This is a genomic window from Chryseolinea serpens (genome assembly GCF_900129725.1).
Lineage (GTDB): Bacteria > Bacteroidota > Bacteroidia > Cytophagales > Cyclobacteriaceae > Chryseolinea > Chryseolinea serpens.
Window position 1 is genome coordinate 1,221,865 of sequence record NZ_FQWQ01000001.1, and the last position, 11,799, is coordinate 1,233,663.

The 11,799-nt window shown below is 51.1% G+C and carries 9 protein-coding genes and 1 pseudogene; 9 read left to right on the forward strand and 1 reads right to left on the reverse strand.

Annotation, left to right across the window (positions count from 1 at the left end; all coding sequences use genetic code 11):
* The first annotated feature begins 12 nt into the window (after nt 1–12).
* From BUB30_RS04770 to BUB30_RS04810, 9 genes and pseudogenes are all read left to right on the forward strand, one after another.
* Nucleotides 13–918, forward strand: coding sequence for a PorP/SprF family type IX secretion system membrane protein (locus BUB30_RS04770; RefSeq protein ID WP_073131548.1), 906 nt, complete (start codon nt 13–15; stop codon nt 916–918).
* Nucleotides 919–1,000: 82 nt separating this feature from the next.
* Nucleotides 1,001–1,411, forward strand: coding sequence for a 6-pyruvoyl trahydropterin synthase family protein (locus tag BUB30_RS04775; protein WP_073131550.1), 411 nt, complete (start codon nt 1,001–1,003; stop codon nt 1,409–1,411).
* Nucleotides 1,371–1,994, forward strand: a pseudogene (gene folE, locus BUB30_RS04780) (GTP cyclohydrolase I FolE); the annotation flags it as partial. The gene BUB30_RS04775 and the pseudogene folE, both read left to right, overlap by 41 nt.
* Before the next feature lie 117 nt (nt 1,995–2,111).
* Complete coding sequence (locus tag BUB30_RS04785; RefSeq protein WP_073131554.1) at nt 2,112–2,645, forward strand: MarR family winged helix-turn-helix transcriptional regulator; 534 nt, start codon at nt 2,112–2,114, stop codon at nt 2,643–2,645.
* Nucleotides 2,646–2,649: 4 nt separating this feature from the next.
* Nucleotides 2,650–5,190, forward strand: coding sequence for an aconitate hydratase (locus tag BUB30_RS04790; RefSeq protein ID WP_245804031.1), 2,541 nt, complete (start codon nt 2,650–2,652; stop codon nt 5,188–5,190).
* A gap of 175 nt (nt 5,191–5,365) precedes the next feature.
* Entirely contained in the window at nt 5,366–6,523 is a 1,158-nt protein-coding gene (locus tag BUB30_RS04795) for a 2,5-dihydroxypyridine 5,6-dioxygenase NicX family protein (RefSeq protein ID WP_073131556.1), read from the forward strand.
* A gap of 104 nt (nt 6,524–6,627) precedes the next feature.
* Entirely contained in the window at nt 6,628–7,224 is a 597-nt protein-coding gene (locus tag BUB30_RS04800; RefSeq protein ID WP_073131558.1) for a hypothetical protein, read from the forward strand.
* 240 nt (nt 7,225–7,464) lie between these two features.
* Nucleotides 7,465–9,690 carry a cation:proton antiporter domain-containing protein gene (locus tag BUB30_RS04805; RefSeq protein ID WP_073131560.1) on the forward strand — a complete coding sequence of 742 codons (2,226 nt, stop codon included), beginning with the start codon at nt 7,465–7,467 and terminating at the stop codon, nt 9,688–9,690.
* Nucleotides 9,691–9,907: 217 nt separating this feature from the next.
* Complete coding sequence (locus tag BUB30_RS04810; RefSeq protein ID WP_073131562.1) at nt 9,908–10,603, forward strand: tetratricopeptide repeat protein; 696 nt, start codon at nt 9,908–9,910, stop codon at nt 10,601–10,603.
* A gap of 8 nt (nt 10,604–10,611) precedes the next feature.
* On the opposite strand, the gene BUB30_RS04815 is transcribed toward BUB30_RS04810, so the two are convergent.
* On the reverse strand, nt 10,612–11,364 hold the full coding sequence (locus tag BUB30_RS04815) for a ThuA domain-containing protein (protein ID WP_073131564.1): 753 nt from the start codon (nt 11,362–11,364) through the stop codon (nt 10,612–10,614).
* Nucleotides 11,365–11,799: the final 435 nt, after the last annotated feature.

The window sequence follows — 11,799 nt, forward strand, 5'->3', positions numbered from 1 at the left end:
TCACCCACGACTATGAAACACTTTCTACCCGGCCTTCTGCTCTTTGTAGCACTGCTCCCGGCCCACGCACAAGAAGATCCTTTGTATGCCCAATACCTGAACAACCCGCTGGTGATCAACCCGGCCTATTCCGGCTTGAACCGCAGCTTCAACGCAGCCGTCACGTATCGCCGGCAGTGGGGCGGTTTTGATGGGGCGCCCTCCACGGGAAGTCTGACGGCGCATACGGCACTGGCCGACAACAAGATGGGTGCTGGTTTGGTGTTTGTGCGTGACAAATCGGGGAACACGAATAACACCGAAGCGCTGGCCACCTACGCCTACCGGATCTCCGGGGGCGGCAGGACCTTGTCGTTCGGTTTGCAGGGTGGGTTCATCAACTACAAGATCATGAACTCGGAACTGAACCCTTATGATCCCGCCGACCCTGCTTTTGCCAGCAACCAGAGCATCACCCGCCCGAGCGTCGGGGCCGGTCTCATTTTTAGTAGTGAGCGCTTTTTCCTGGGGTTGTCAGCTCCGCGCTTATTGAAAGCGGAGGACACTTCGGGGGACGTCACAGCACGACTTTACAGCCAGCATTACTACTTCATGGGTGCCTATGTGTTTCACCTCAACGAGCGGGTCCGGTTCAAGCCCTCCGTTCTTTTTAAGGGCGTGAAGGGAGCGCCTTTCTCTACCGACTACAACGCCGCCATCAACCTGGACGAACGCTATACGGCCGCCCTGTTCACCCGCAACTTCAACACCTATGGTTTCCTGGCTCAGATTAGGTTGGGCGATCTATACCGGTTGGGGTATGCTTTTGAGGTGCCCACCAATTCGTCTGTCGGCACGCGATTTACCACCCATGAGTTTAGCTTTGGGGTGAACCTGGCTTTCCTGAAATCGCACGAGACCACCGTCACAAACTTCTAAACCGGGTCATTTTTGCACGGAAAGCGGTTTTAAGCGGCTGGAAACTGAACCTTTTGCAAGGATTCCTGTTTAACTTTACCACATGAAGGTTAAAGTTTCCCGAAGAGAACATTTTAACGCGGCACACCGCCTGCACAATCCTGCCTGGACGGCCGAGAAGAATCAACAGGTATTCGGGAAGTGTAACAACCCCAACTACCACGGCCACAACTACGAACTTGTTGTCAGCCTTATTGGCGAGCCTAACCCCGACACGGGGTATGTGTATGATCTGAAAGTGCTGAGCGATCTGATCAAAGAGAACGTGCTGAAGAAATTTGATCACAAGAACCTGAACCTGGATACTGAATATTTCAAGGATATCAACCCTACCGCCGAGAACATCGCGGTGATGATCTGGAGGATATTGCGTCAAAAAATTGATTCGAATTTGGAACTGAAAATTACTTTGTATGAGACAGAAAGGAATTTCGTTGAATATCCGGCCGCTTAAACCGGAGGATGACGACTTCGAAGATGAACATCCCTACTCTTCCATCGAGACGCCGTTGCGTGCCGATGCTTTCGAGCTGGAAGATGATGTGAAGATCGAGCGTATTGAAAAGCACTTTACCGAGATCATGAACATCCTGGGTCTGGACCTGACCGACGACAGTCTGAAGGGTACACCCCGGCGCGTGGCCAAGATGTATGTGAAGGAAGTTTTCAGTGGCCTCAATCCCAAGAACCGCCCTAACGCTCGTCTGTTCGAGAATAAATACAACTACGACCAGATGCTGGTAGAGAAGGACATCACCTTCTACTCCCATTGCGAGCACCATTTTGTGCCCATTTATGGCAAGGCGCACGTAGCCTATTTCAGCAACGGCAAGGTGATCGGCCTATCCAAGATCAACCGCATCGTGCAGTATTTTGCCAAGCGGCCGCAGGTGCAGGAGCGTCTTACCGTGCAGATTGGCAAGGAGATAGAGCGCGTTTTGCACACGGAAAACGTGGGCGTGGTCATCGATGCCAACCACATGTGTGTGGCCTCGCGGGGCGTTGGCGACACCAATAGCAAGACGGGAACGGCTTATTTCTCCGGAAAATTCAAGGATGAGAACATCAAACGCGAATTTTTAAATTACATCAACAGCAAATAGGCGTAAAAATGACTACTTTGGTGGTACCTAAACCTAAGTAGTCATTTTACTATGTCCCTTGAGAAGGATATCATGCTTGCTGACGTTCGCAGCGAACATCAGCGTGCGCTTATTAACATCCTGTATACCTACTATTACCTCGTTGACAGGATGAACAGTCTCTTCAAAAACAATGAGGTCACCCGGCAACAATACAACGTGTTGCGAATCCTCAAGAAACACCACCCCCACAACATCTCCGTCAACGTCATCAAACGCTCTATGTTCGATAAGATGTCGGATGTGTCCCGCATCGTGGAGCGCCTGCGTATCAAAGGGTTAGTCCAACGCCAGAGCGGGCTGAAGGACAAGCGTTCCGTCGACGTGAGCATCACCGAAAAAGGCCTGGAATTACTGAGCATTATGGACCCGCAGGTCGACACCCTGGGGCAGCTTTTGGGGAATCTCACCGAACCCGAAACCCTGGTGCTCAATACGCTGTTGGATAAGATAAGAACGCTCGAAGAAACCACTCATATAAGTGGTGCGCAGCGCGGTCATCATTCCGATGAAAAAATTATTACTTTAGCAGCGCTAAAATTATAAAACTATGGCATTCGATTTAGACATGATCAAAGCCTTGTATGCGAAAATGCCCGCCAGCATCGCCAAGGCTCGAAAAGTTGTTAACCGCCCTTTAACCCTCTCCGAAAAAATCCTCTACTCCCACCTCCACGCAGACCAAAAACTGGAAAACTTTGGACGGGGTAAATCGTATGTAGACTTCGCTCCCGACCGCGTGGCCATGCAGGATGCTACCGCGCAGATGGCCTTGTTACAATTCATGTCGGCCGGAAAGCCCAAAGTGGCTGTACCTTCCACCGTGCATTGCGACCACCTCATCGTGGCCAAGACCGGCGCAGCCGAAGACCTTACTGTAGCCAACACCGAAAGCAAGGAAGTATTTGACTTCCTGTCTTCCGTGTCCAATAAATACGGCATCGGTTTCTGGAGACCGGGTGCCGGCATCATCCACCAGGTGGTGTTGGAAAACTATGCCTTCCCCGGAGGCATGATGATCGGAACAGACTCGCACACCGTGAACGCCGGCGGCCTTGGGATGGTCGCTATCGGGGTGGGCGGTGCCGACGCTGTAGACGTGATGGCCGGCATGGCCTGGGAGCTGAAGTTCCCCAAGCTGATCGGTGTGAAGCTGACCGGTAAACTCAGCGGCTGGACCTCTCCCAAAGATGTGATCCTGAAAGTGGCCGGTATCCTCACCGTGAAAGGTGGAACGGGTGCCATCGTAGAATATTTCGGCGAAGGCGCAACGTCCATGAGCTGTACCGGTAAAGGAACCATCTGTAACATGGGTGCCGAGATCGGTGCGACAACCTCTACGTTTGGCTATGATGCCTCCATGGAGCGCTACCTCAATGCCACCGGTCGCACGGAAGTAGCCAAGCTTGCCAACAAAATAAAAGAACACCTCACGGGCGATCCGGAAGTTTACGCCAACCCTGAGAAATATTTCGACCAGGTAGTAGAGATCAATCTCTCGGAACTGGAGCCACACCTGAACGGCCCCTTCACCCCCGACCTGGCCACACCCATCTCGAAGATGAAAGAGGAAGCCTCCAAGAACGGATGGCCCACCCGTGTCGAAGTCGGATTGATCGGCTCCTGCACCAACTCTTCTTATGAAGACATCTCCCGCGCCGCCAGCCTGGCCCGCCAGGTAGCGGACAAAGGTTTGAAGACCAAAGCGGAATTCACCATCACACCCGGTTCGGAAGTGGTGCGCTATACCATCGATCGCGATGGATTTATCGACTCGTTCGAAAAGATCGGGGCAAAGGTTTTTGCCAATGCCTGCGGGCCCTGCATCGGTATGTGGAACCGCGTGGGTGCCGACAAGAAAGAGAAGAACACTATCGTTCACTCCTTCAACCGGAACTTCCAGTCGCGCAACGATGGCAACCCCAATACCTACGCCTTTGTGGGATCGCCCGAACTGGTGACGGCCATTGCCATTGCCGGTGATCTGACCTTCAACCCTGAGACCGATTTTCTCACCAACGAAAGTGGCCAAAAGGTGAAGCTCGATGCTCCTACCGGCGACGAACTGCCAAAGCGCGGTTTCGATGCTGAAGATCCCGGCTACATTGCTCCGGCCAAAGACGGCAGCAAAGTGCAGGTGAAAGTGAGCCCGACCTCGGACCGCCTCCAGTTGCTGGCACCCTTTAAAGCCTGGGAAGGCACCGACCTCCGCGGTCTGCGCCTGCTCATCAAGGCAAAAGGAAAATGTACGACCGATCACATTTCGATGGCCGGCAAGTGGCTGAAATACCGTGGTCACCTCGACAACATCTCCAACAACCTGCTCATTGGCGCCACCAACTTCTTTAACGAGAAGATCAACAGCGTGAAAAATAACCTGACCGGCCAGTTTGACGAAGTACCCAAAGTGCAACGCGCATACAAAGCCGGAGGCATCGGTTCGATTGTCGTGGGCGATGAAAACTATGGTGAAGGTTCCAGCCGTGAACACGCGGCGATGGAGCCCCGTCACCTGGGTGTTCGCGCGATCCTGGTGAAATCTTTCGCCCGCATCCACGAGACCAACCTGAAGAAACAGGGGATGCTCGCCCTCACGTTTGCCAACAAGGACGACTACAACAAGATCCTGGAAGACGATGTGATCGACATCACCGGCCTGACCACCTTCGCCCCGGAAAAACCTTTGACGATCGTTCTGCACCACAGCAACGGCACAGAAGAATCCATCTCGGTGAACCATACCTACAATAAGGGACAGATCGAATGGTTCAAGGCCGGATCCGCCCTTAACATGATGGGCAAAGGCGCTACCAAAGCTGCTCCGAAAAAAGTAGCTGCAAAACCCGCGGCCAAGCCGGCTGCGAAAAAAGCAGCGCCTAAAAAGGCTGCCAAGAAAGCTGCTCCAAAGGCCGCCAAAAAAGCGGCACCTAAAAAAGTGGCCAAGAAAGTGGTAGCCAAGAAAGCTGCTCCTAAAAAAGCCGCAAAGAAGGTGGTTACTAAAAAAGCAGCTCCGAAAAAGGCCGTCAAGAAGGTTGCTAAAAAAGTAGTCGCTAAGAAGGCCGCGAAAAAAGTAGCGAAGAAAAAGAAGTAGAATATTGCAGTACCTTTAACTTTTGGAAAAAGTCCCTGCCCCAAACGGTAGGGACTTTTTTATTTTCAGCCTTTTTTCCGTCACGCCATGCCCATACGCCGTTGTTAAAATAATGACTTGAATCGCCAACATCCGTGCCCCCTGCGCCGTTAGTATCGCAGCATTTGCGAACGGAATGAAAACGCCCCTCTCTCTCTTTATTTTTTTATTGACAACAACACTCTTTGCTCAGCAGGTCAACGATGATTCGTTGGCGCGTAAAATTGTGGACCGGAACCTGATGGTCAAGACAGGGGAAACCGTTCACATTTATAGCGATCAAAACGGAGTGTCGCTCATGGAAGCCTTGTCCAAGGCTTGTGCCGCAAAAGGCGCCACCGCCTATCCAAAATTGAACCCTGATAAATTTCAAGGGGCCGAAAGCATGAACACTTTCCTGGCGAGCGAACTTTCGCCTGCCGACAAGCTTGTGAATTGGCTGAACACGACCGATGTCTGCATCATTCTGACACCTTTTGATAAGGACCCAACGTGGCTTTTTAAAGATCTGGGGCGCCGTCACGATGCATCCGTGAACCAACAGGCCGTCCGCGACGCGCTCATAAACACCCATACCCGCATCCTCTACATCAATACCCCCACCCACGCTTTTGCCGAAGGGTTATCGCTGAACTATAACACCTATGAGCAAATGAGCTGGTATGCCATCGATGCGCATTATGATAGCGCCTTGGCCACCCGCGTGAACGGGCTAAAAGGTATGCTTGCCAAGGCCAAACAAATACGGATCACCTCTCCTCTCGGAACCAATCTCACGTTCTCCACCACCGGAAGACCCGTGCTTTCCTACGATGGACAAGTTACCACCGAAGAGGCGGCGGGGCGCGCCCTCTTCAAGAAGATCGACAAGCTTCCCGCCGGTATGCTTGAAGTGAGCATTGTTGAAAACTCCGCCAACGGCAAAGTCGTCGTTTCACAAACGGAATGCGATTACGAAGCCGTGAATCAGGCCACGCTTACGTTTGTCGGTGGCAAGTTGCAGTCCATCTCCGCCAAGGACGGTGGCGAGTGTCTGAAGAATAAGTTCGCCTCGCCCCAGGGACCTCAGGATGTGATCGGCAGCATCTCCTTCGGATTCAATCCCCTGTTAATGCGGATGGATACCCATGGTAGTCTTTACTGGCCAAAAGCCGCCTCGGGATTGGTGACGCTCACCGTGGGAAGCAATCAATTTCCCGGTGGAAACAATGCGATCGATACACCGCAGGTCAGTTTCCCGCTCACCAATGTAACGGTGGAGATCGATGGCAAAGTAGCGTTCAAGGCGCATTGAGCTCTCGGCCTAATCCAACCCGGAATGTGCGCGCGTCAAAAATTTGTCGGCGTCTTCCGTAACGTTTCTTCTTCCTGTCGCGTCAAAATTGAAAGTCAACGCGCATGGAATCCACCCTTCCCATTTCAAAAACTACCGGCGGTCTTTCCCTGATCGCGGCACCGCTGGTGTTTGCCACTTCCACTTTCTTTTGGAAAGAGGGTCAGTATGGAGTGACGGGGGGAACGCTGATCAATCTGTCGCAAGTACCTTGGATCATTTCCTTCATCGTGCTTTTCGATAAACTGAAAATGGAAGTGCCGCGCTATGCCACGGTGGGATTGATCATCGCCATCTATGGTTGTCTTTCCGGTGCGAACTTCGGCTTTGTTGGGGTGTTTGGTGAAGCGTTTCAGATCCCGCATAAAACCTATTTGGAGACCTTCTTGCACTATCCGCTGAGTGCAAATCTTTTGCTGTTCTGGCCTGGGCCTTTGTTTCCGCTCAGTCTGTTGGTGCTGGGAATTGTGTTGATCCGCCGGAAGAAGGTTGATCTTTGGCTGGGCATCCTGTTGTGTCTTGGTGCGATCGCTTTTCCGTTGAGCCGGATACCGCGCATTGAGAGTGTTGCTCACGCCGTTGATATTTTGTTAGCCATACCGTTGGTCATTATTGGATACAAAGAATTGGTTACTTCCAAATTGGAGTCCTTATCCCTGTGATAGGCCTGTAAATTTTTATCTAAACACCTGGCGTTATTTCTGTTCGCCGTGACGCGGGCAATCAACCCAGGAAACCTACCTAGGGCGCGCAGACTTTGTGCAAAGCACAGGTAATCTAACAGGCGCCGTCCATCCTAAACCTGCGTCCTTACGGCCATGCCGGCTCAATTTTTGCGTTTGCTTATCCGCCCAAAAATGGGTTAGTTGAAACGCTGATTTTTCTCATCTCACTCCCCTGCCATGACGCACTTGCCACATTTTGTAACCGACCTGGGGCTTATCCTTGCCGTGGCGGCGATCACCACGCTGATCTTTAAAAAGATAAAACAACCGGTTGTCCTGGGCTATATCATCGCCGGCTTTCTCGTGGGCCCGCACAGTTCGCTTTTGCCCACGGTGGCCGATGAGGGCGGTGTGAAGACCTGGTCGGAGATTGGTGTGATCTTTTTGTTGTTCACCCTGGGCCTGGAATTCAGTTTTAAAAAGCTCGTGAAAGTGGGTGGCTCGGCTTCCATCACAGCATTGGTGGAGATCGTGCTGATGATCGGCGCAGGCTACCTAACGGGCCACCTGATGGGCTGGTCGGTGATGGACAGTATCTTTCTGGGCGCCATCCTGGCAATGTCGTCGACCACCATCATCATCCGGGCTTTTGGTGAAGCGGGGGTGCGGACAAAAAAGTACGCCACATTGGTCTTTGGCATTCTCATCGTAGAAGACCTGGTGGCGATCTTGTTGCTGGTGTTGCTCTCCACGCTGGCCGTGACCCAACAGTTTGGTGGTGGACAATTGCTGGCGGAAATATTGAAGCTGGCGTTCTTCCTGATCTTGTGGTTTTTGGCCGGGATCTTTTTTATTCCAACATTTTTAAAACGCACCAACACGTTGCTCAACGACGAAACCATGCTCATCGTCTCGCTTGCCCTTTGCCTGGCGATGGTGTTGCTGGCAGTGAAGGTGGGATTCTCCGCGGCGCTCGGGGCCTTTGTGATGGGCTCCATCCTGGCCGAGACCACGCAAGCCGAGCGTATCGAGCACCTCGTCAAATCGGTTAAAGACCTGTTTGCCGCCGTCTTCTTCGTGTCGGTGGGCATGATGATCGATCTGCAGGTTTTGGTCGACTACGCCGTGCCGGTCCTGGTGATCACGCTCATCACGATCTTTGGAAAGCTCATCGCCACCACGCTCGGCGCTTTCCTGTCGGGCCAGTCGCTGAAACACTCGGTGCAGGCCGGGATGAGCCTGGCGCAGATCGGTGAGTTTTCGTTCATCATTGCATCGTTGGGGGTTTCGTTGAATGTGACCAGCGCCTTCCTCTACCCTATTGCCGTGGCGGCTTCTGCGGTCACCACGTTTACCACACCCTTCATGATAAAAAAATCGGGTGATTTCTACGCGTTCCTGGAGAGGCGATTGCCCGAACGGTGGATCAACAGTTTCAATCGCTACAGCAGTGGATCGCAGCAGCTCTCCGCCTACAGCGATTGGAAAGAATTGATCCGGACCTACACCGTGAATGTGGTCATCCACGCCGTGATCCTGGTGGCGATCATTTTTCTATCGCAGCGATTTCTCTATCCCACACTCGTCAATATCGTTCCCAATGCTTTTGCATCGCGGATCATGACCATCGCGATCACGTTGTTGCTGATGACGCCGTCGATTTGGGCACTGGCGATACGCAGAATAAACCGGGAAGCATATTCCAACCTATGGCTGAATCGGCGATTGAACCGCGGGCCGCTCATTGCCATCGAGATCGCACGCATTGGCATCGCGGTTGTTTTCGTCGGCGTATTGATCAAAATGTTTATTTCCCTGACCGTGGCGTTTGGCATCGCGCTTTTCGCCATGGCGTTGGCGATCGTCATCTTTTCCCAAAAGCTCCAGTCCTTTTATGATCGCGTAGAGGGACGCTTTCTCCAGAACCTGAACGAACGTGAACAGCAAAAAACACCGCGCCCGGAGATCGCACCCTGGGACGCCCACCTCGCGGACTTCGAGGTGCTCCCCGAATTTCCACAGGCCGGCAAATCTTTGCAGGAGCTCCAGCTTCGCGAAAAATACGGTGTAAACATCGCCCTCATCGACCGCGGAAAGATCTCCATTCTCGCGCCCGATCGCTACGAGCGTCTGTATCCTGGTGACCGGGTTTCTATTATCGGTACCGATGATCAACTCGCCACGATCAAAGAACTTTTTGAATTCACTCCACCGGGTGATGCAGAACCCGAGATCCATTCCGATGAGATCATCCTTCAAAATTTTAAAATCCGGAGCGGCTCTCGTCTTCACAACACCATCATCCGTCAGTCGGGCATCCGTGAAAAAGCGCAGGCGCTGGTTGTGGGATTAGAGCGCAACGGCGAACGCTTTCTCAATCCCGACTCGACCGTGAAGCTGGAAGAAGGTGACGTGGTCTGGATTGTTGGCGTAAAGGAAAAAGTGAAGGCCTTTTTAGCATAGGATCCGGAGCCAATAAATTATTCTACTGCACTCCGTATCTCTGCCTCGATACCGTGACCATCCGTCAGTCTGAATATTTTTGGCTTGGAAGGATTTCCCGTTTTGCTTAGCTTGGCGTCTGATCAGAATTATTTTATTCTTACTTTTTATATCACACGATTCACCGACGCCGTTGCTAGGACAAAATTGAATCGGCAATCTTTAGACAGCGATCAAAATGGGTTTCTTTAGCAAAAAACGCCCTGTTGCTTCCTCCAACTATTCGGAAGGCGACATTTTCTACACAAGTTCCGAGGGAAAGTACCACACCTGTAAATTATTAAAATCTGATCCGGATTCTGGAACCTATCATGTTCTGATCTACACAACCCTGGACAAATTGCCAACGCTCTCCGACCTTGATCATCTTGGTGTGTCGATCTATCATGCTCCCATCGATAGAAAAGGATTTTCAAATCCAGTTTTACTGACCAACAAACCGGTTAAATCAGACGACCTGATCGGCTATCACGAATATCTGAGGCAGACCCAGGATCCCAGCGACTATATTCCCCTGGTCAATAGTTATTATCAGTCAGGGCTGGTGCTGACTGACGCAAAATTACATGAAGACGCGATCGATGCTTATTCAAAGGCCATAGACCTATTCCCTCAATTTTTTGAAGCGATTGATAATCGCGCTTTCTGTAAAATGGATCTGGCGCGGTGGAATGAGGCCATTGAAGACTTCCATCTTTCCCTGCAAGTGAATCCCGACAGCGTGCTGGCTGAATTTTCTATTGGAGAATGCTACTTCAAAATGAAAGACTATCCGAACGCCAAGAGCCAATTTGAAAAAGCGCAGCGAATCGATCCAAGCCATGAAGCACCACGCCTGTTTTTAGATAAAGTCAATAAAATACTCAACGGATAAAACAGGGCTTATTTGGCCGGTTGTTTTGCCGACCACTCGATCGCCTGTTGGATCAGTCTCCTGAAATTCGGATTCGTATAGCAGGAAGGACCATGCCCCAATTGAATGCAAATGACCTCTGAGTTTCCGTAGTGATTGACCCAGGCCAGATAGCGCATGCTCTTCGGATGCGTGGTGCTGAGCAAGGGTTTGACACCGGGCAATATTTCAACGTCACTGTACACTTCATCGACAACTTCAAAATCACGGATACCCTTGGTCACCGGATGATTTTTATCTTCCACTTTCACGGGGATGTTCACATCGTGGTCGTAGTTGGCTTTTAGGGTATCGCCATTCACCACCACAGGTTGGGTGTGATATTGTCCGCCCACGATCTTTACGAACTCGGGCCAGTTTTGGTACGACACCAAGGCATGGTGGAGGAAGATCATGGATGCGCCTTTTTTCAGCAAGTCGATGTAGGCCTGCTGCTGCGCGAGGGAAATAGAGTCAGCCAGGTCATAAAACACGAGCACATCATATTGGTTTACTTCCGCGGAGGCGATGAGTGCATTGGCTTGTGGCTGGACCAAGGTATCGTAGGTAATAGACGGGATGGCGTTAAAAACGTCATAAAAAGGTTTGTGTTTAAATCCATGTCCACCGGTCACGACAAGCACCCTGATCTTCTTGTGTTGTGCGTAAGAAAAATGAATACATCCCACAAGAATAAAAAGCAGCAGGAAGGGTTTTGCCGGAAAAGAGGGTGTTTTTATCATTTGATTAAATTACAAATTTTCGTTTTATCAAATGACCATTTCACGAGTCTGTTGCTCCTTTTTTTTGAGACACGAAGCATACCCAGCGGCACCGTTACCCTGAATAATTCAACTTTGATAGATTTCCGGTTATTCTTATCTTCGATTTCAAATTAAAACAAACATGACTAATCGTTGGCGTAATCGAATCACCTTTTGGCTGCTCTGCCTTATTCCTTTCTACTGTGTTTTTTTACTCGGGCAATACTTTGGCCCTACGTGGTTTGCCGTTTCCCTGATGTTCTACGCAGCAATCTACAGACCCCTCCTCGCGATTTACAGGCTACTACAATTGGGTCTGATTGAAAAAAACGACGCCTGGAAATTGTTTATCCCCTTCTACCACACAAACTACACAGTAGAGCTTTGGGTTGGGTAACGGCCGGAAAATCCGAT